General features: G+C 69.2%; 18 protein-coding genes and 1 other RNA gene. 7 read left to right on the top strand and 12 right to left on the bottom strand.

Features of this window, described 5'->3' with window-relative positions; all coding sequences use genetic code 11:
* Positions 1–113 precede the first annotated feature (113 nt).
* Positions 114–803, bottom strand: coding sequence for a MarR family winged helix-turn-helix transcriptional regulator (locus tag QN163_00790; GenBank protein MDR5682555.1), 690 nt, complete (start codon positions 801–803; stop codon positions 114–116).
* Positions 804–996: 193 nt separating this feature from the next.
* On the opposite strand from QN163_00790, the gene ffs reads away from it, so the two are divergent.
* Both ffs and QN163_00780 read left to right on the top strand, forming a co-directional pair.
* Positions 997–1262, top strand: an RNA gene (gene ffs / locus QN163_00785) — signal recognition particle sRNA large type.
* A 252-nt stretch (positions 1263–1514) separates the two neighbouring features.
* Positions 1515–2471 carry a hypothetical protein gene (locus QN163_00780; GenBank protein MDR5682554.1) on the top strand — a complete coding sequence of 319 codons (957 nt, stop codon included), beginning with the start codon at positions 1515–1517 and terminating at the stop codon, positions 2469–2471.
* A 60-nt stretch (positions 2472–2531) separates the two neighbouring features.
* Here QN163_00780 and QN163_00775 read toward each other — a convergent pair whose 3' ends face one another.
* Positions 2532–3413 (bottom strand): CPBP family intramembrane glutamic endopeptidase, encoded by an 882-nt coding sequence (locus tag QN163_00775; GenBank protein MDR5682553.1) that lies wholly within the window; start codon positions 3411–3413, stop codon positions 2532–2534.
* Between the two features lie 88 nt (positions 3414–3501).
* On the opposite strand from QN163_00775, the gene dnaX reads away from it, so the two are divergent.
* From dnaX to QN163_00755, 4 genes are all read left to right on the top strand, one after another.
* The gene (gene dnaX, locus QN163_00770; GenBank protein MDR5682552.1) at positions 3502–5154 is read left to right on the top strand and encodes a DNA polymerase III subunit gamma/tau; all 1653 of its coding nucleotides are present in this window, start codon (positions 3502–3504) and stop codon (positions 5152–5154) included.
* 25 nt (positions 5155–5179) lie between these two features.
* Positions 5180–5494: a YbaB/EbfC family nucleoid-associated protein gene (locus QN163_00765; GenBank protein ID MDR5682551.1), complete on the top strand. Its 315-nt coding sequence runs from the start codon at positions 5180–5182 to the stop codon at positions 5492–5494.
* A 30-nt stretch (positions 5495–5524) separates the two neighbouring features.
* Entirely contained in the window at positions 5525–6121 is a 597-nt protein-coding gene (gene recR, locus QN163_00760) for a recombination mediator RecR (GenBank protein ID MDR5682550.1), read from the top strand.
* A gap of 66 nt (positions 6122–6187) precedes the next feature.
* Positions 6188–6658, top strand: a complete 471-nt coding sequence (locus QN163_00755; GenBank protein ID MDR5682549.1) for a ribonuclease H-like YkuK family protein — start codon at positions 6188–6190, stop codon at positions 6656–6658.
* A gap of 12 nt (positions 6659–6670) precedes the next feature.
* Here the strand turns inward: QN163_00755 and QN163_00750 are convergent, their stop codons facing one another.
* From QN163_00750 to QN163_00715, 8 genes are all read right to left on the bottom strand, one after another.
* A complete protein-coding gene (locus tag QN163_00750) occupies positions 6671–8377 on the bottom strand; it encodes an HD domain-containing phosphohydrolase (protein MDR5682548.1) in 1707 nt (568 codons plus the stop codon).
* 147 nt (positions 8378–8524) lie between these two features.
* The gene (gene gcvPB / locus QN163_00745; protein MDR5682547.1) at positions 8525–10012 is read right to left on the bottom strand and encodes an aminomethyl-transferring glycine dehydrogenase subunit GcvPB; all 1488 of its coding nucleotides are present in this window, start codon (positions 10010–10012) and stop codon (positions 8525–8527) included.
* 16 nt (positions 10013–10028) lie between these two features.
* Entirely contained in the window at positions 10029–11408 is a 1380-nt protein-coding gene (gcvPA, locus tag QN163_00740) for an aminomethyl-transferring glycine dehydrogenase subunit GcvPA (GenBank protein MDR5682546.1), read from the bottom strand.
* A gap of 13 nt (positions 11409–11421) precedes the next feature.
* On the bottom strand, positions 11422–11802 hold the full coding sequence (gcvH, locus tag QN163_00735) for a glycine cleavage system protein GcvH (GenBank protein ID MDR5682545.1): 381 nt from the start codon (positions 11800–11802) through the stop codon (positions 11422–11424).
* A gap of 70 nt (positions 11803–11872) precedes the next feature.
* Positions 11873–13429, bottom strand: coding sequence for a glycine cleavage system aminomethyltransferase GcvT (gene gcvT, locus QN163_00730; GenBank protein MDR5682544.1), 1557 nt, complete (start codon positions 13427–13429; stop codon positions 11873–11875).
* On the bottom strand, positions 13419–14084 hold the full coding sequence (locus QN163_00725; protein ID MDR5682543.1) for a phosphoribosyltransferase family protein: 666 nt from the start codon (positions 14082–14084) through the stop codon (positions 13419–13421). Before QN163_00725 ends, gcvT begins: the two co-directional genes overlap by 11 nt.
* Positions 14085–14120: 36 nt before the next feature.
* Positions 14121–14582 carry a DUF4446 family protein gene (locus tag QN163_00720; GenBank protein MDR5682542.1) on the bottom strand — a complete coding sequence of 154 codons (462 nt, stop codon included), beginning with the start codon at positions 14580–14582 and terminating at the stop codon, positions 14121–14123.
* Positions 14583–14650: 68 nt separating this feature from the next.
* A complete protein-coding gene (locus tag QN163_00715; protein MDR5682541.1) occupies positions 14651–16078 on the bottom strand; it encodes a pyridoxal-dependent decarboxylase in 1428 nt (475 codons plus the stop codon).
* 80 nt (positions 16079–16158) lie between these two features.
* On the opposite strand from QN163_00715, the gene QN163_00710 reads away from it, so the two are divergent.
* A complete protein-coding gene (locus tag QN163_00710) occupies positions 16159–17409 on the top strand; it encodes a GGDEF domain-containing protein (GenBank protein ID MDR5682540.1) in 1251 nt (416 codons plus the stop codon).
* Here the strand turns inward: QN163_00710 and QN163_00705 are convergent.
* Together QN163_00705 and QN163_00700 are read right to left on the bottom strand one after the other, a co-directional pair.
* Positions 17406–17972 carry an HDIG domain-containing protein gene (locus QN163_00705; GenBank protein MDR5682539.1) on the bottom strand — a complete coding sequence of 189 codons (567 nt, stop codon included), beginning with the start codon at positions 17970–17972 and terminating at the stop codon, positions 17406–17408. The two genes, QN163_00710 and QN163_00705, sit on opposite strands and share 4 nt — an antisense overlap.
* Before the next feature lie 64 nt (positions 17973–18036).
* Positions 18037–19254, bottom strand: coding sequence for a Xaa-Pro peptidase family protein (locus tag QN163_00700; GenBank protein ID MDR5682538.1), 1218 nt, complete (start codon positions 19252–19254; stop codon positions 18037–18039).
* Positions 19255–19275 lie beyond the last annotated feature (21 nt).

Here is a 19275-nt window from a genome sequence, read left to right as displayed (position 1 = left end):
GCACCTCCTGTTGGGACTTGGAGGGCCACAAACACCCTTATGCAGTCTTACTCCCTGGGCGGTGCCCTCCCCTGCGCGAGGCGTGTGACGGCCAACAGCGGCGACGGAGGAGACTAGCTTCGAGTGGATACGCGAGTGAACGCGACCCACAGTTGGCGACGCCGCACGGCGTCGGCCGTCTCGTGGTCCGGACAGTCCACCCGCAGGTGGGCGTCACCGAACGGCGCGTCCACGAAGGCGCAGTGATGGGGGCGCCGAGGATCGGGGTGCACATAGGGCCGGAAGAAACGGCAGGTCAGGCACATGCGCGAGACCGGAATCTGGCCGCGGTCTTGGAGGTGGCGGATCGTCTTCACCAGCGCCCGCAAAAACGCCGCCTGTTCGGGTGGGGTCAGGGTACGGACGGCCTGGAGCAAAAACTCCGGCCACGCCGCGGCCCGGTCGGCCTCCCGGCGGCCCGCCTCGGTGAGTGTGACGACGCGGGAGCGGCGGTCGCGGACGTGGCGGGCCTTGCGGATCAGGCCCTTGTGCACGAGCGCAGACACTGCCTCGCTGGCGGTCGCTCGCGTCACCGCGAGGGCGTCGGCGACTTCCGACAGCCGCGCGCCGCCGGCTGCGCCAAACCGTAGGTAGGACAGGATCTGCGACTGCGTGGGCGTCAGCGCACGCGGCTGTGCGTATTGCCAGGCCGCGTGGCGCAAAGCCATCGCGACCTTCAGCAGGCCCTGCACCACACGCTGCCCGGTGTGGGCACCTCCGTTGTCGAACGGCCCGTGACCGCGGCCTGAGCCTGTCCGCTGCAACAACCCCTCCCCGGCGTTGCGATCAAGCGGCCGGACCCCGCCGTCGACGTACTTGGGATCCGCTGCGACACCAAGTCGGCACCCCTAACTATACGACCGGCTGGCGCGACGAGGAAATCGGCGCGCCTACCCCATCGTCCGGTGCGGGTGCCGCCCGAGGACCGTGGCTGCCGGTGGTATACTCGGTGGGCGGCCGTGCTAGGCGGGGAGCTGGCGGTTCCCTGTACCCCCGATCCGCCACAGGGGGGCGGAATCCCCGCCCGAGGCGGCGCGCCTACGGGCACCGGCCCGCGCGTGCAGCGAGGACGGCCGGGTCCTGCGCTACGAGAGCCTGCGAACCCCGCCAGGTCCGGAAGGAAGCAACGGTAAGCAGTCCCTCTCGTGTGCCGCAGGGATACCTGGTCGGAGCCGGCTGCGCGGAAACCGCCGCGGGCGTGTGCGTCGACGGCGGGTGCACGGCCGTGACCGCACCCCTTTCCCCACGATGACAGCTGCGCTCCGGAAGGAAGACGCACACGGGTGGCGTATTGCCAGTATTGGACAGCAATATCGCCCCCCCGACCAACACCGCGTGCCTGTTCAAACCAACGGCGGTCGACACCAAAACCGATGAAGGAGGTGGTCGCAGGACGCCACGGCCAGCAACGACGCTGGGTCAGGCCTAGTATGCGGTGCGAAGACCGCGGAAGGAAGGATTGGACAATGGGTCTGATGAAGGCGGCATCTCTGGCACTGGCAGCCCTTCTCGTAGCTGGCTGCGCGGGTTCCGGAGTCATGTCCCATCGGCCGGGTACGAACCCCGCCACCCGAACTTCGATCGCGGCGACGTCCTCGGAGGGCGACCTCCAGCGTCCGAGGATCGACGTGACGAACTGGGAGGATCAGAGGACGCTCATCCCGCTCCATCTGTTTGTCCCCGAAGCCGCGCGCAACATCGGTCCGGGCTCGGCCATCGTGATCACCATACCCGGCGAGGGTCGATTCGGCTGTACCGCGAACTTCGTCTGGGAAGCCCGCGGCAGGCGCTTCCTCGGCTCTGCGGGTCACTGCTTCCTGCCGGCGGCGGCCAGCGCGACCCACGGACCGGGTGCCGACTACGATGCCTCCGGTGTGGTGGTCGAGGTCTGCGTCGAGGCTTGCGAGGGGAACTTCCGTTCCAACCTGCTGCTCGGCACGTGGGTCCGACTGGGCAAGGTCGCCTACGCCCGACAGCAGAACCTGGAGGGCAGCGGAGTCGGCCACGACTTCGGCGTCGTGGAGATCCCCCGGGAGTTCCGCGACTACGTGCGGGCCGAGATGCCCGTGTGGAGGGGTCCCAACGGTGTCCAGGAACTGCATCTCGGCGACTATGGTTGCCACTACGGCCACGGGCTGGTCGTCGGCGAGACCTTCCTGACCAAGGCGCGCGTCGGCATCGGCGGCGGGAGCGACCCGGACGCCTGGTCCGGCGACTTCGCTGGGGCCTTCGGCGACTCGGGGTCCCCGATGGTCGGGTGCGTGAACGACGGGTTGGGTTTCCACGGCACGGGTGCCGTCGGCGTGATCACCCATCTGGGGATCCGCCTCAGCACCTCCGGTGAGCACGGTGTGATCTTCGGCACGACGGTCCGGCGCGCAGTTGAGATGGCCCGGGAGGCGAACCTGCGACTGAGCTTGGTGCTGCCCTAGCCGTTGGCCCGCAGGACCGCACAGCCGACGCGGAGTCGCGCCACCTCCGGGCGCCGCAGGCTAGCGGGCCACATAACTCGCGATCAGGGCTGCCAGGTTGTTCAGCCCGTGCAGCACGATCGCGGGCAGGAGTGATCCTGTGCGCTCGTACAGGACCGCCAGGATACAGCCCAGCAGGGTGATCGGCAGGAAGTTGACGATCTGAAAGTGCGCGGCGCCGAACACCACCGCCGTGACGACCATGGCCAACGGCGCGCCGTAACGACGCCGCAGCGGAGGGTAGGCGAGCCCACGAAAGAACGTTTCCTCGGCGACTGGGACCAGCACGCAGACCAGGAAGGCGAACCACGCCACGCCCACCGGATCGTCCAGCGGGGGCAGCGCCTGGACGATCGGGTTCATCCTCTCCTCGTGTTCGGCCAGCAGGCGCGCCTGGTCCTGGCCGATGAACAGCCCGAGCAGGCGGACGGCCGCCGGCTGGACGACGTAGTGCGCACCCGCGACCACCGGGACGCTCAGCAACACCGCTCTGCCCACCAGGACCGGCCACCGATCCATGCGGTAGCCGAGCGCCGTGACCGGCAACTCGTAGCGCCGCGCCACGTACAGGCAGCCCGCCAACAGCACCGCGCTCTGCGCGACGACGAGCACGCCCACCGATGCGACGTCCATCCCCGACACCCTGGCGACCGCGACGGCGAGCGGGAGCGTGAGGACGATCACCACCCCCAAGCCCACCACCTCGGGGACGTCCCATTCCGATGCCTCCGGGTCGCGGGGCCGCACGGTGAGGACGTAGATGGGAAAGACCGCCGGGAAGACCAGTGCGGTCGCAAGCCCCCACAGCGCCGCCGACCCCAGGCCGCGTGCCATGCGGTCCCGGTATACCCACAGCCCCCCGTAGGCGGCCGCGGCGACGTAGATCAACCCCGATGGACTCACACGCTGCTTCCGGCGGTGATTGGCTGCCGTCGTCCCGCTTCCCCCTCAGGAGTAGAATAACAGTGTTTGACGTCCGCACCCGGTGACCATGGCGCACATCTCCCTGTACCGCAAGTGGCGTCCCCAGACGTTCGACGACGTCGTCGGCCAGGAACGGGTCACCCGGACGCTGCGCAACGCCGTGGCCGCCGGCCGTGTGGCGCACGCCTACCTGTTCAGCGGCCACCGCGGGACCGGCAAGACCACGACGGCACGGATCCTGGCAAAGGCGCTCAACTGTGAGCAGGGTCCAACCCCCGATCCATGCAACGTCTGCGAGCAGTGCCGTTCAATCGGCGACGGGTACTCGCTGGACGTGATCGAGCTCGACGCGGCCAGCAACCGGGGCATCGACGAGATCCGCGAGATCCGCGAAAAGGTCCGCCTCAGCCCCGCCGCCGGGCGGTACAAGGTGTACATCCTCGACGAGGCCCACATGCTGACGACGGAGGCCGAAAACGCCCTGCTCAAGACGTTGGAGGAACCGCCGTCCCACGTCGTCTTCGTGCTGGTCACCACCGAACCGCACCGGCTGCCGCCCACGATCCTGTCGCGCTGTCAGCGGTTCGAGTTCCGTCGCATCCCCACCGCTACCATCGCCGGGCGCCTGTCGCGCATCGCCGCCGGTGAGGGGATCCCGGCGCAACCCTCCGCCCTCTACCGGATCGCGCAAAGCGCCGACGGTGCCCTGCGCGACGCCGAGAGCCTCCTCGACCAGATCGCCGGCACGATCGACGGCGAGATCACCGACGACGCCGTCGTGCGTCTGCTCGGAACGCCCGACGACGAGATGCTCGACATGGTCACGTGCGCCGTGCGAGACGGCGATGTGGCCTCTGCGCTGCGCATCGCGAGCGAGGTCGCCGACAGCGGGCAGGACGTCCGTCAGGTCCTGCGCCGGCTGGTGGGACACTTCCGCGACCTGCTCATCCTCCGCACAGTGCCCGACGGGCGCGATCTGGTGGACGTGACCGACGAGCGCTACGAGCGGCTTCGAGACGACGCGCAGGCATACTCCGCCGAGGAGATCCTGCGCGCGATCTCGGTCCTCAGTGCCGCGGAATCGGAAGCTCGCTGGACCACCCAGGCCCGTCTGAGTTTGGAGATGGCCCTGCTGCGCCTGGCGCGTCCAGATCTGGACCCCACCCTGGAAGGGCTGCGGGGCCGCATCCTGCGCCTCGAGCAGCAGGTCCGAGGACAGAGCCCGGCGATGACCGACCCGCAGATGCAGGCACCGGAGCCGACACCCGCCGACCGCTCGCCCGCCGACGCGGCCACCTACCGGCCGGCACCGACCCTACTTCCGCTGGAGACGATTTCGCTGTCGATCGAGCAGGTGGTCTCGCATTGGCCCCGGGTCCTCGAGGAGATCAAACAGCGGCGGGTCTACACCTACGCGCTCGTCGCCGACGCCCGACCGCACGAGATCCGCGGCGACATGCTGACGCTGCACCTGCCGGTGGGCAGCGACTTCGCCGCAGAAACCCTCCGCGATCCACGACACCGCACGCTGATCGAGGAAGCGTGCCGGATCGCCCTGGGGACACCGGTCCGCGTGCACTTCGTCCTCGAACAGAACCCCGGCATCCAGAACGCCACCCCGCGCCCGGACCGCCGGATGCGGGATCCGCTCGTCGAGCAGGCTACGCACCTGCTCGGCCCGGCCGTGTCGTTTCGTTCCTTCGATACCCCCGAGCAGTGAAAGCAGCCCCGCGGGAGGGACGGCCATGATGAACATGGGAAAGATGCTCAAGCAGGTTCAGAAGATGCAGGCCGAGATCGCCCGCATCCAGGAGCAACTCAGCGCCGAGCGTGTGGAGGGGACGGCAGGTGGCGGCGCGGTCCGGATCGTCGCCAACGGGCACGGCGAGCTCCTGGAGGTTCGCATCGCTCGGGAAGCCGTCGACCCCGATGACGTCGAGATGCTCCAGGACCTCGTTCTGGCGGCGGTCAACGAGGCGCACAACCGGGCCAAGGAACTCGCCGCCGCCCGCATGCAGAGCGTGACCGGAGGCCTGCCGCTTGCGGGAATGATGGGATGATGGATCGTCCAGCCGCCGCCTGCCGCTCCCATGCAGCTGCCTGACCCGCTGGCCAGACTCGTCGACCACCTGTCACGCCTGCCAACGGTCGGCCCGAAGACCGCCCAGCGCCTGGCGTTCCACATCCTCCGGATGGACGAGGACGCCGTGCACGCGCTGGCCCAGGCGATCGTCGACGCGAAGGCGCAGATCCGACCCTGCTCGATCTGCTTCAACCTGACCGACAGAGACCCGTGCGCGATCTGCGCCAGCCCGACGCGCGACCCGTCGGTGATCTGCGTCGTCGAGGATCCGCGCGACGTCGTCGCGATGGAGCGCACCCGCGAGTTCCGCGGGCGCTACCACGTCCTGCAGGGAGCGATCTCGCCGCTGGACGGTGTGGGCCCCGACGACCTGCGGATCCGCGAACTCCTCCAGCGCCTCCACGCCGGAGGGGTCCGCGAAGTGGTCGTCGCCACCAACCCTCGAGTCGAAGGCGACGCGACCGCCCTGTACCTGGCCCGACTCATCCGTCCGCTGGGCATCCGCGTGACCCGCATTGCCCGAGGGCTTCCGGTCGGTGGCGACCTGGAGTATGCGGACGAGGTCACCCTCGCCCAGGCGCTGGAAGGCCGCCGCGACCTGTAGCCAGCCTGCAGGGGCCGCCATATACTCAGGCTGGGCCACCGCGCGGGCGGCAACGCAGGTGAGGGGATGGAGTACACGAGCCCGACGTACGGTCGGGTGTCGTTCGAGCGTATGTTTCAGCACCTCGTCGAGTTCGTCGCCGAGGAGCCGCAGCACCAGTACAACCTCATCATCGGCACCGACTCGCTGCTCGGAGACCGCACCTGCTTCGTCACAGCGATCGTGATCCACAGGGTCGGGCACGGCGGACGCTACTTCTACCGGAAGCAGTTCAACCGGAAGATGGAGAGCCTCAGGCAGCGCATCCTGTACGAGACGTCGCTCAGCCTCGAGGTGGCGTCGCGGATCTCCGGCGAACTCGCGCGCAACGGCCACTCCCTGCTGCCGATCGAGATCCACCTGGACGTCGGCGACCGCGGGGAGACCAAGAGCATCATCCGCGAGGTCGTGGGCATGGTGACCGGATCGGGCTACGCCGCCAAGACCAAGCCCGACGCCTACGGCGCCACCAAGGTCGCCGACAAGCACTCCAAATAGGGGATCGCCGCGTCAACCCGCGGCCGAGGCGGTCGGCAACACCTCGTTCAGGAACACGCGGACCACTTCCGGATCGAACTGACGTCCCGCCTGCTGGGCGATGTACGCCCGCGCCATCTCATCGCTCCACGCGCGACGGTAGGGGCGATCCGAACGCAGCGCATCCCACACGTCGACCACGGCGAACACACGGGCGGCCAAGGGGATCTGCGGACCCCTCAGGCCCCCCGGATATCCCGTGCCGTCCCACCGCTCGTGGTGGGCGTAGGGGATGTCCAGCGCCGGACGCAGGTGGGCGATGGGCGACAGCATCTCGTACGCGTACACGGGGTGGCGGCGCATGACCTCCCACTCCTCGTCCGTCAGCGGAGCGGCCTTGAGGAGGATGCGGTCTGGCACGCCGATCTTGCCGATGTCGTGCAGCAGCGCGCCTCGGCGCACGTGCACGATCTCGTCGTCGCGCATGCCCACGGCCCGCGCCAGTCGGACGGTCATCTCGGTCACCCGCAGCGTGTGGCCTTCGGTTTCGCGGTCCCGCAGGTCCAGGGCACGCGACCATCCTTCCAGGGTCGTCTCGTAGACCTGCGCGACCTCCGCGTGCGAGCGCTGCACGTCCGCCAGTAGGGCGCGCAACCGCTGCTCGCGGTCCGCCAGCGAGGATGCCATCTCGTCGAACGCCCGCGCCAGTTCTCCGATCTCGCCTCGCGGGTACGACCCGCTCGCGCGGATCCCGGTGACGCCGTCGCGCTGGCGCGTGACGACACGCAGCAGTTCGCGCACCGGCCGCATCACCAGGATGCTGCCTCCGGCCCATGCCGCCACGATGGCCAAGACGCTGACCCCCAGCAGGCCAAGGAGGTTACGCCGCAAGCCCTCGTTGATCTCCGCCAAAGCGGCGTCGGAATGGATGCCGACGACGACACGGAGCCCCTCGGCGACGCCGTCGGTCGCCGTAAAGCCGTACAGGCGCCGCACCCCGTCCGGCCCCGTGATCTCCGCCGTTCCGTCCGGTCGATCGGCCATCTCCGACAGCAGCGCCGGCTCCGGCAAACGCCTGCCCAACCAGGGCTGAGGGTTCGGCCGGCGAGCTATGATCGTCCCGAGCCGGTCGGTCACGGCCAGCAGCGCGCCGGCGGGCATCTCGAAGTCACCGATTAGGTCGTTCAGCCGTGCCACGTCCAGCGCCGCATAGACGATCGCCCTGATGCGTCCCCTGTCGAGGACGGGAGCCGCCAGGTACAGCACCGGCCTACCATCCGCGGCCACCGCGTATGCGCCGACGATGAACCGGCGCTCGGTCAGCACCGCGCTCAGCGGAACGTGCTGGCCGATGCGGTCGTCGACCGCCACCGCTGCGCACACGGCCCGCCCCGCGACGTCGAGCACGCCGAGGTTCGCATACAGCGGATTGTTCGCCACCGTGCGCACGAAGCGATCGCCGCAGCGGGCGGCGTCGGGTTCCCGCACGCTGTCGATCTGCGACAGCATCACCAACAGCTGCCGGGTCTCCCGGATCAACCGGTCCTGGGTCGCGGCGACCGCGCGGGCGAGCCGCTGTGCGTCGCCCTGCACACGGGCACGTTCCGCGTCGCGCTGGCGCGAGGCCGTATGGAGGAGCAGGCCAGCAACCGGGAGCATCGCGAGCAGGATGACCGCGAGGACGCCGGCCCGCAGGGACGGCAGCGGCTGGCCCCGCACCGAAACGCCTCCGGGAATCACCCGATGCCCACCTCCCGAAGTCGACTGCCTCTGCTGGACGTGCCCCGAGGCGTCGTGACGCTAAGATCGTGCGCTGGTCCTCCGCGTGCAACGCAGCGGCGAACCCGGCGGTTCCCCCCTCCGAGCACAGGCGTTCGCCACCCCTCCTCAGCGGCGCTCCGTCGGGGAAAACGTCGGTGGCTGCCAGCGCAGGTTGAGCTCGCGGGCGGCGCGCACCTCGTCGAGCCGCCGGACGGGAGTCGTGTGCGGCGCCGTCCTGACCAACTCCGGGTCCTCCTGCGCTTCTCGGTCGATCGCGATCATCGCTTCGGCGAACGCATCCATTGTCTGGAGGCTCTCGGTCTCCGTGGGCTCGATCATGATCGCCTCGTCCACGATCAGCGGGAAGTAGATCGTCGGCGCGTGAAAGCCGTAATCCAGCAGCCGCTTGGCGATGTCCTTCGTCGTGATCCCGTTCCGCTTCTTCTGCCGTGCGCCCGACGCCACGAACTCGTGCTTGCAAACGCGGTCGTAGGGCATGTCGAAGTACGGCTCCAGGCGGCAGCGCAGGTAGTTCGCGTGCAGGACCGCGTGCTCGGCGACCGCCCGGAGCCCCGCCCCGCCCAGCGTGCGGACATACGCATACGCCCGCACCAGGTTTGCGAAGTTCCCCCAGAACGCGCGGATCTTGCCGATGGTGTGAGGGCGGTTGTAGTCCCACACGTACCGGTCACCCTCGCGCGCCACGCCCGGCACCGGAAGGAAGGGCTCCAGGTGCTTTCTCACGCCCACCGCGCCGGCCCCCGGGCCACCCCCGCCGTGCGGGGTCGAGAAGGTCTTGTGCAGGTTCATGTGCATCACGTCGAAGCCCTGGTCGCCGGGCCGGGTGATCCCGAGCATCGCGTTGAAGTTGGCACCGTCCAGATACATCTGGGCGCCGGCGGCGTGGGCGATCTCCGACAGGGCCTGCACCTGCTCCTCGAACAGACCCAGCGTGTTGGGGTTGGTGAGCATGATCGCCGCGACCGACTCGTCCATCGCCTCCCGCAGCGCTCCCACGTCCATGTTGCCGCGCGCGTCGGAGCGAACGGTCACCACTTGGTAACCGGCCATCGCGGCGGTCGCGGGGTTGGTCCCGTGGGCGGAGTCGGGGACGATCACCCGGGTGCGCCGCTCGCCGCGCGACGCGAAGTACGCCCGGATCATCAGCAACCCAGCGAGCTCGCCGTGCGCGCCCGCAGCCGGCTGAAAGGTGACTCGATCCATGCCGCTGATCTCGGCGAGCGCCTCCTCGAGTTCCCACAGCAGCTGCAGCGCTCCCTGGACGCACTCGTCCGGCGCATATGGATGCAGACGCGCGAAGCCCGGCAGGCGGGCCACTTCCTCGTGGAGCTTTGGGTTGTACTTCATCGTGCACGAACCCAGCGGGTAGAACCCCTCGTCGATCGAGAAGTTGCGGTGCGCAAGGCGCGTGTAGTGGCGGACCACGTCCAGTTCGTTCACCTCGGGCAGCGCCGGTGGGGTCGCGCGGAGTTCCACCTCGGGCAGGATGTCGCCCAGCGGCACCTCCGGTACGTCGGGCTCGGGGACCCCGTGCGCCCGGCGGCCCGGCGTGCTCAGCTCGAAGATCAGAGGGAAGTCAGTGGCGTCCGGCATGGGCATCCCCGGGCGCTCACCGCACCGTCACCACGGCCTGTCGGCGTCGGCGTGCGCCCACGCGTCCCAGTGCGTCGACGAAGCGGTCCATCTCCTCCCGCGTCCGCGACTCCGTGACGCTGACCAGTAGGTGATTGCGCATGCCGCGATATAGGCTCCCCAGCGGCAGCCCGCCCAAGAACCCCTCGCGGAGGAGGGCGCGCGCGACCGTGTCGGCTGGCCGCGGCGTGCGAACCACGAACTCGTGGAACGTAGGCGCCTGGAAGGCGATCGCGAATCCGTCCAGCGCCGCGATCCGACGGCGCAGGTAGTGGGCCTTGCGCGCGCACGACTCCGCGACCCTCCGCACCCCGTCCGGTCCCATCAGGCTCAGGTAGATGGCGGCGGCCAGCGCATTCAGGGCCTCGTTCGTGCAGATGTTGCTCGTGGCCCGCTCCCGCCGGATGTGCTGCTCGCGGGTCTGCAGCGTGAGCACGAACCCGCGCCTGCCGTCCGCGTCGGTCGTCGCGCCGACCAGACGCCCAGGCATGCGGCGGACGAACTCCCGCCGGGTCGCGATGATCCCCAGGTACGGCCCGCCGAAGTTCAGGTGGTTGCCCAGCGGCTGGCCCTCCGCCGCCACGATGTCTGCGCCCAGCGCGCCGGGCGGACGCAGCAGCCCGAACGCCAGCGGGTCCGCCGTGGCGACGATCAGCAGCGCGCCCACGCTGTGCGCCGCCTCGCCCATCGCCTGCACGTCCTCCAGGCACCCGAAGAAGTTCGGGTGCTGCACGATCACCGCCGCTGCGGCGGTGTCCAGCGCGCGGCGCACGTCTTCGGTCGTGGTGACCCCCCGGGTGTGTCCGATCTCGTCGATCCTGATGCCCAAAGGCTCCGTGTACGTCCGCAACACCTTCCGGTATTCGGGATGCACGGCGCGGCTGACGACGACCCGATCGCGCCGCGCCAGATCGCGTGCCATCACCGCCGCCTCCGCCAGCGCCGAGGCGCCATCGTACATGGACGCGTTCGCGACGTCCATCGCCAGCAGTTCGCAGACCATCGTCTGGTACTCGTAGGCCGCCTGCAGTTCGCCCTGCATCAACTCGGCCTGGTAGGGCGTGTACGCGGTGAGGAACTCCCCCCTTCCCGCCAGCTGCCACACCGCGGGCGGTACGAAGTGATCGTACGCGCCAGCGCCCAGGAAGCACACGAGACGGTCCGCATGGCCGTTGCGCTCGGCCAGTGCCCGCAGCGCCGTCAGCACCTCCGGATCGCTCAGCGCGGGGCGCAGCGCGAGCGGGCGGTCCAGCCGCACCTCGGCGGGAATGTCGGTGAACAGCTCCTCGATCGTTTCGACACCGATCGTGCGCAACATGTGCTCGCGCTGTTCAGGGGTGGTCGGAATGTAGCGCATCGCCCCTCTGCCGTTATCCTTCCCCGATGTGCTTCTGGTAGGCGGCCGCGTCCATCAGCTTCTCCAGCTCCGACGGGTCCGACGGTTCGACGACGATCATCCATCCCTCGCCGTGCGGGTCCGTGCCCACAATCTCCGGCCGCTCCTTCAGCGCATCGTTCACCTCAACGACCTTCCCCGATACCGGTGCGTACAGGTCCGACGCAGCCTTCACGGACTCGACGACGCCGAACGGCTGCATGAAGGAGACCTCCGTGCCCACCGGGGGGAGCTCAACGTAGACGATGTCGCTGAGGCGGTCGGCAGCGAACTTCGTGATGCCGACGCGCACCCTTCCGTCTTCGACCTTCGCCCACTCGTGCTCGGTGCTGTAGCGATAATCCGTCGGATACACGGCCTCCCTCCTCGCACAGCCCCTGCCGTTCCGCCGTTCTCCCCCAGTCTAGCAACCCGGTCCACTATCCCTACGTACGCGGCCGCCTGTAGAAGGGGAGCTTCGTGATCTGTCCGGCCACGCGGCGGGCGCGGATCTCGATCTGGACCTCCGTGCCGGGTCGGGCGACCGACGGCGGGACGTAGCCCAGCGCGATGTTTTTGTCCACCCACGGACCGTATGACCCGCTCGTCACGGCGCCCACCCGCTCACCTTCATGAAAGATCGGGCTGCCGTGCCGCGCGATCGCGCGGTCGCGCACGACCAGCCCGCACAGCTTCTTGCGCAGCCCCTCCGCCTTCTGCCGCCGCAGGGCTTGTGCGCCGATGAACTCGCGCCCCGGCTCTCTCACGGTCCACCCGAGCCCCGCTTCCAGGGGCGTGGTGTCCTCGTCCATGTCTGCCCCGTACAGCAGGTAGCCTGCTTCCAACCGCAGGGTGTCGCGCGCGCCCAAACCGCATGGCTGCACGCCGGCTTCCACCAGAGCGTCCCAGACCACTGCTGCCTCATCCCAGGCGGTGTAGATCTCGAACCCGTCTTCGCCCGTGTACCCGGTGCGCGACACGATCGCGCGCACACCCGCCACCGTGGCCCCCCGCATGAAGTGGTAGTAGGGGATCTGTGCCAAGTCGATGCCGGTCATGCGCTGCAGGACCTGCTCGGCGAGGGGCCCCTGCACGGCGAGCAGCGCGGTCCTGTAGGTGGCGTCGTGGACCCGACAGTTCTGGGCGTGGGACTGCACCCATTCCAGATCGGGCCAGTGCCGCGCGGCGTTGACCACCATCAAGAACCGCTCCGCGCTCACCCGGTAGACGATCAGGTCGTCAAGGATCCCGCCGGCTGGGTTGCACATCGGCGAGTACATCGCTTGCCCGTCGGTCAGGCGCCTGGGATCGTTGCACAGCAGCCGGTCGATGGTCTCCAGCGCTCCGGGTCCCGTGATCCAGAACTCCCCCATGTGCGAGACGTCGAAGATCCCCACGCCCCCCCGCACGGCCCGGTGCTCTTCGACGATGCCCCCGTACTGAACCGGCATCTCCCACCCGGCGAACGCCGTCATCCTCGCACCCAGCGCTACGTGGCGCGCGTACAGCGGCGTGCGTTCCAACCGTTCGGGAACGTGGGCCCCGCGCTCTCGCGCCCACTGCGCCAGGCGCCGGGCGTGTGAGACGTAGTCGCGCGCCAAGGCCCGCACCGTCTTGCGGACCGTCCCGTGGCCGCCTCCGACGCCGGCGTCCCATGCACCCGCCGGCAGCCCCCGCAGGTAGTCTTCGAGTTCGCGCATCGACGCGTCGAGTTCGCCCAGCAGCACCCTTCGGTCGGTAGTGGCGTAGCAGCGGACCGACTCCGCGTTCACGTTGGCGAAGTCGTGCGCGGCATCTTGCAGATAGAAGGGGAGCTGGCCGGCGCGGATCTGCTCGCAACCGGTGACCGTGTGCCGGTTCCAGCCCACGAGATGGGCGACGACGTCGCGCGGTGTCCAGTTGCGGATCTTCCGCTGGAACAGATCGTCGGGCAGGGCCGCCGCGACGCCGCGGAAGTCTTCGTAGGCGGCCCGCAGATCTTCGAGTGTCGGCTCAGTGGACATCCGATCGGCTCCGCTCGCGCTCCCAGGCCGCCCGGAGGATCGCGCGGACCTCCTCGTCGGTGACCTGGGAGAAATCGGCGTAGAACTGCCCCACGGCCATGAACATCGGATCGGTGTGCACGCAGACGACTTCGAATCCCTCCTGGCTCAGCCGCCGCACGCCCTCGGGCGGGGCCACCGGGATCGCCGCGATCACGCGACCGGCGCCCCGGGCGCGGATCGACCGCAGGGCGGCGAGCATCGTCGAGCCCGTGGCGATCCCGTCGTCCACCACGACCACGGTCCGGCCGGTGAGTGTTGGCGCGGGCCGGTCGCCGCGGTACGCACGCCGGCGGCGCTCGATCTCCGCCATCTGGTAGTCGGTCTCCTGCGCGAGGTAGTCCGGGTCCACGCGCAGCGCCGCCACGGTCCGCTCGTCGACCAGCACGCCTCCGTCCTCGGCCACCGCACCGATCGCCAGTTCCGGGTTGGCGGGCGCGCGGAGCTTGCGCGGCACCGTGATGTCCAACTCCGCGCCCAGGCGCCGTGCCACCTCGTCCGCCACGACGACCCCGCCGCGGGGAATGCCCAGCACCAGACTCCCGCTGAGTTGTCCCGCCGAACGCACCACAGCCTCAGCGAGGTCCCTGCCTGCCTGGCGCCGGTCCGAGAACACGGCCCACCGCTCCTGCGCCGCGAACGGTCTGCGGGGTTACCCGTCGATCCGCATCGCCGCGGCGATTGCCTGCTTTTCCTCCTCGGACAACGGGTGCGAAGACGTACCGTTGCGGACGGCCTTGGCGTAGGCCCGCGCGGTCTCGCGCCCGTTCAGTACGCTGAGGACGACCCCGTTCCCCCTGGCGTCGAGCAGCGCCAGGCTGAACGAGATCCGTCCTCCGATGTCTTCGAACGCGTCGAACCGCACGACCCCGACGCGCTGAACGCTGCCGGCCAGTTGGCCTGCCAGGTCCTGCACGGCCGTCCGCATGCGCTCGACATCCGTGCGCAGCGCCTCCAGTGCGGCCTGGTGGGTGGCCAGATGCTCCGCCGCCGGCTGGGCGCCGGCCGCCTGCAGCGCGCGCTGCAACCGCCCCGTACGGCGCGCGAGGACGATCGTACAGGCCGCCAACACAGCCAGCGAAGCGGCGAGGACGTACGACAGCGCTTCGTGCAACGCTCCCTCCGCCCCTCGGCGATGAGCACATTGAGACTTCCGCGTCCCGGCCGGCCTTCCCTCCGGTACTATCGGAGGCCGAGCCGCTGGGCGTGCTCTCGCAGCAACGCCCAGCACCGCGCGACGTGGCGCTCCTCGGTGCGCAGGTGCCCGACCGCCAGGCGCAGCACGAACCGACCGCCCAACCGTGTGTGCGACAGGTACGCTTGGCCGGTGGCGTTCACGGCGTCCATCAACGCCTCGTTCAGCCGGTCGGCCTCGGTGTCGCAGACGCCCCCAGGGCGCCAACGGAAGCACACCGTCGAGAACGGCACCGGGGCCACGCGCTCGAACTCCTCCGAAGCGTCCACCCAGGCGGCGAAGGTCTGTGCGAGCGCGACGTGGCGGCGGATCGCTTCCTGCAGCGCGCGGACACCGAACATCCTCAGAACCATCCACAGCTTCAGAGCCCGGAACCGCCTGCCCAGCTGGATGCCGTAGTCCATGTAGTTCGTGACGTCGTCCTCAAAGGTGCGGAGGTAGTCGGGGACCAGGCTGAACGCGCGGCGCAGGATCTCGGGTCGGCGCGTGTAGAACGCGGTACAGTCCACCGGCACGAACAGCCACTTGTGCGGGTTGACGACGAACGAGTCCGCGCGGTCACAGCCGTCCAGCACCGCGCGCATCTCCGGGACGATCCCGGCCGCTCCGCCGTACGCCGCGTCGACGTGCAGCCACAGGTTGTGGCGGGCGCACACGTCCGCAACCGCTGCCACCGGGTCGATGCTCGTGGTCGAGGTCGTCCCCACGGTGGCGACCACGCAGACCGGGCGCCATCCGTTAAGCAGATCCTGCTCGATCGCGTCGGCCAGGGCGTCGGGGCGCATCCGGAACGCGTCGTCGGTGGGGATCTTGCGCAGCCCCTCCTGTCCGAAGCCGAGCACGATCGCGGCCTTGTCGACCGACGAGTGCGCCTGTTCTGAGGCGTACACCCGCAGGCGCGGAACGTCGGCCCGGCCGGACAGGCCGCGCTGCCGGATGTCCAGATCGAGCGACTCGCGTGCCGCCGCCATCGCACCCAGTGTCGCCATCGAGGCAGTGTCCAGGATCATGCCGAACATCGCCGGCAACCCCAACATCTGCCGCAACCAGTCCAGCGTCACCTCCTCCAGTTCGGTCGCGGCCGGGCAGGTCTTCCACAGCATCCCGTTGACGTTGAGGGCCGCTGACAGCATCTCGCCGAGGACACCCGGACCCGACCCGGTGATCGCGAAGTAGGCGAAGAAACCGGGGTGGTTCCAGTGCGTCACCCCGGGCAACACCACCCGTTCGAAGTCGCGCCACACCGCCTCGAACGGCTCCGGATCGACCGGGGCGGACGGCGGCAAGGCACGGCGGACGTCCCCAGGGCGCGTGCGTGCCAGCACGGGGTAGCGCTCGCTACTTTGCAAGTAGTCGGCGATCCATCGGCCCACCCGTTCGCAGTCCCGTCGGAAGTCTTCAGCCGTCGTGTCCATCTCTGCCTCCTGGGCACCACCCCGTGCCTGGCACGGATATTGCTTCAAGGATCCCGCAAGGCCCTGCGCGGAGGACGCTGTTGAGCAACCCGACACCTCCTGCGGCGCCACGCGACGCACCCGCGGGCGCGCACTCGCCCACGTACAAGGCGTATGCGGTCGCCTGGGCCGGATTCGGCGCGGGTCTGCTCGTCGTGGCGCTGCCGGCCGTCCCGCATCTGCCGGCAGCCTACCTCCTGTTCGTCGCCCTGTCCGTCGCCGGGAACTTCATTTCCATCCGGCTGCTGCCCGGGATCACCCTCTCGATGCAGGCTTCTCTCGCCCCGGTGTGGCTGTTCGGGTGGCAGGCGGGGCCGCCGCTGTACTTCGTTGCCGCGATCGTGCTCGCCACCTGCCAGCGCATCACCCTGTGGCGCGCAGCACTGTTCTTTGGCAACGCGAGCGCGTGGGTGGTGGCCGCCGGTCTGCTCTTCCGCCGCCTGCAGCCCCTGCCGGCCGGCAGCGCCTCATGGGAGGACCTGCTGGCTGCGGTGCTGTCCGCCGCGCTGTTCGTCGCCGGCAACGTCCTCACGGTCACCCTCAGCCGCCTGCTGGACAGCGGCGACCGGGCATGCTTTCACACCCGCCGCCTGGCCTGGTTGGGCGGGATCACGTTCGCGGGGCTGATGCCCCTTTCCTACCTCCTGACGATCACGCACCAGACCGGACCTGCCCCGCAGGTCCTGACGGTGACCGTTTGGTTGCTGGCCGCCGTCGCACTGAAGGGTTTCGTCGAGACGCGCGAGGCCAACCGGCGCCTGGAGCAGGCGTTGCGAGAGGTCCACGAGCTGTCGATCACCGACCCGCTGACCGGATTGTTCAACCGCCGCCACTTCAACGAAGTGCTGGCACGCGAGGTCCAGCGCCACCTCAGACACGCTCAACCCCTGTCGCTGCTGATCATGGACCTCCGGGGGTTCAAAGGCGTCAACGACACCTACGGGCACCCCGCCGGCGACGACGTCCTCGCGCAGGTCGCTGCGGTGATCCGGGCTCGTCTGCGCCACAGCGACGTGGCGTTCCGAATCGGAGGGGACGAGTTCGCCGCGCTGCTGCCGCAGACCGACCGCGAGGGCGCCTTGCGCGTGGCCACCACCCTCTCCCGCCAGATCGCCAACGCCTCCTTCACCGTCCGCGACGCACCCGTCGCCCTGGCCGCCGCCATCGGCGTGGCCACCCTCCCAGACGACGCCACAACCTCCGAAGCGTTGATGCAGGCCGCCGACGGCGCCCTGTACGCGACCCGCCGCGCCGACTCGGAAGCAGCGGCCGAACGTTCCCTCGCCTGCTAGATGGCAGGTCCTTCCAGACCCAACTGCCCGGCGACGGTGGCCATCGCCCGGATGACCAACGCGATGTGGTCGTCCAGCGGCACGCCCAGATCGGCCGCCCCCCGCACGATGTCGTCGCGGTTGACAGCCCGGGCGAAGGCCTTGTCACGCATTTTCTTCTTGACGGACTCGACGTCGGTGTTCGCCAGCGACCGGCCCCGCACCAGGGCTACGGCGACGATGAAGCCGGTGAGCTCGTCACAGGCGAACAGCGCCTTCTCCATAAGGCTCTCCCGGGCAACGCCGCTGTAGTCTGCGTGCGAGAGGATCGCTCGACACCACTCCTCAGGCACCCCGCGCCTTCGGAGTTCTGCGACACCGACGAAGGGGTGACCGGCCTCCGGGGACGGGTGCCGCTCGTAGTCGAAGTCGTGCAGCAGGCCCACGATACCCCAGGCCTCCTCGTCGGCCCCGAACCGGCGAGCATAGGCGCGCATCGCCGCTTCTACCGCAAGCATGTGTTTGCGGAGATTGGGGTTTTGCGTCCACTCGCACATCAGCCGGTAGGCCGCCTCCCGATCCACGCCGCAGTCCCCCAAGGTGGCAGTGGGCGAACGTATATACGTATAGTCCTTCGCGGGTGCCCGCTCAGATCTCCAGGTGCATCGGGTAGTCCGTGAGATTCACGAAGTTCTCACCTTCGTCCAAATACCAGACATCCTCGAGTCGCACACCGATACCTTCGTCGGGGTAGTACAGACCCGGCTCGATCGTGACGACGCAGCCGGGCTCCAGTACCGCGTCGTTGCCCGGCACGTCGCTCAGCCTGGGCTCTTCGTGCACATCCAGACCCAGACCGTGGCCGATGCTGTGCACGTAGCCGACCTGCGTGGTGGGATCGGAGCAGGAAGTGGGGTGGCCACGCCGCTCGAAGAATCGACAGGCGATCTGCTGCAGCTCCGCGCAGCGCATCCCCGGCCGTAGCGCGTCGGTCACGGCGCGGTAGCAGTCCAGCACGTCCTGGAACACCACGCGCAGCCGCTGTGGAGCCTGCCCGACACACCAGGTGCGCGTCATGTCGAAGTGGTACCCGCCGCTCGCAGGCCGGGGGAAGATGTCGAAGACGATCGGCGATCCCTCGACGATCTCCTGATCGTCCTCTCCCCGGGAGTGCGGAAGCCCCGCGTCGCGCCCCAGCGCGAAAATGGTCCCCATGTCCTCCAGACCGTGCTCGAGCAGGGTCGATCGGATCCGGCGCTTCACCTCCCCCACCCGCATCGGCTCCCCGGATTCGTTCAGCAGCCGGCCGCCCTTCCGGGCCGCGCCCCGGAGCATTCGCTCGATGTCCCCGACCACAGATTGCGTCGCCGATCCCGTGCGGCGGATCGCGTCGACCTCCGAGCGATCCTTGGTCCGTCGCGCGGTCATCAGGACGCCGCCGTCGAACTCGCCGACGACCTCCAACCCCGCGATCTGGCTCTGCATGGCCGTCAGCAGCGCGTAGGCGCCGCCCTGATCCATCTGCCCGTAGAACGCCACGCGCCCGGTCACGCCCTCGTCGGCGAACAGCCGCTCGAAGAACAACACGCGGGCCCGCAGTCGGTCGCCCTCAGCCCGGGCGAAGATTTCCCGCATGTTGTACAGCCCGTAGTTGCGACACCGCAGCCCGGTCTTGAGGGCGTCGCCGCGTTCCATCGTGCCGTGGCACACCACACCTGGCTCGCCCCGCTTCTGGATGTACACCGCGCCTCCGATGGCCACGCCGTTGAGCACATACAGGAGGCTGGAGTCGGAACCCTGAGCACTGGATACGACGATCGCGTCGTACCCGCGTTCGGCCATCAGACGGTCGATGTCGCGCCTCATCCGGAGACCTCCTGAGGTGCA

The organism is Armatimonadota bacterium, assembly GCA_031432545.1.
GTDB lineage: Bacteria > Sysuimicrobiota > Sysuimicrobiia > Sysuimicrobiales > Sysuimicrobiaceae > Caldifonticola > Caldifonticola tengchongensis.
Note: the sequence above shows the minus strand (reverse complement) of the source record. Positions and strands in the feature narration are given on the sequence as shown.

Excerpts from the sequence above, each read along its gene's own strand:
- QN163_00780 (MDR5682554.1), top strand. The coding sequence starts at position 1,515 with ATGAAGGCGGCATCTCTGGCACTGGCAGCCCTTCTCGTAGCTGGCTGC.
- dnaX (MDR5682552.1), top strand. The coding sequence starts at position 3,502 with ATGGCGCACATCTCCCTGTACCGCAAGTGGCGTCCCCAGACGTTCGAC.
- QN163_00765 (MDR5682551.1), top strand. The coding sequence starts at position 5,180 with ATGATGAACATGGGAAAGATGCTCAAGCAGGTTCAGAAGATGCAGGCC.
- recR (MDR5682550.1), top strand. The coding sequence starts at position 5,525 with ATGCAGCTGCCTGACCCGCTGGCCAGACTCGTCGACCACCTGTCACGC.
- QN163_00755 (MDR5682549.1), top strand. The coding sequence starts at position 6,188 with ATGGAGTACACGAGCCCGACGTACGGTCGGGTGTCGTTCGAGCGTATG.
- gcvPB (MDR5682547.1), bottom strand. The coding sequence starts at position 10,012 with ATGCCGGACGCCACTGACTTCCCTCTGATCTTCGAGCTGAGCACGCCG.
- gcvPA (MDR5682546.1), bottom strand. The coding sequence starts at position 11,408 with ATGCGCTACATTCCGACCACCCCTGAACAGCGCGAGCACATGTTGCGC.
- gcvT (MDR5682544.1), bottom strand. The coding sequence starts at position 13,429 with ATGTCCACTGAGCCGACACTCGAAGATCTGCGGGCCGCCTACGAAGAC.
- QN163_00715 (MDR5682541.1), bottom strand. The coding sequence starts at position 16,078 with ATGGACACGACGGCTGAAGACTTCCGACGGGACTGCGAACGGGTGGGC.
- QN163_00700 (MDR5682538.1), bottom strand. The coding sequence starts at position 19,254 with ATGAGGCGCGACATCGACCGTCTGATGGCCGAACGCGGGTACGACGCG.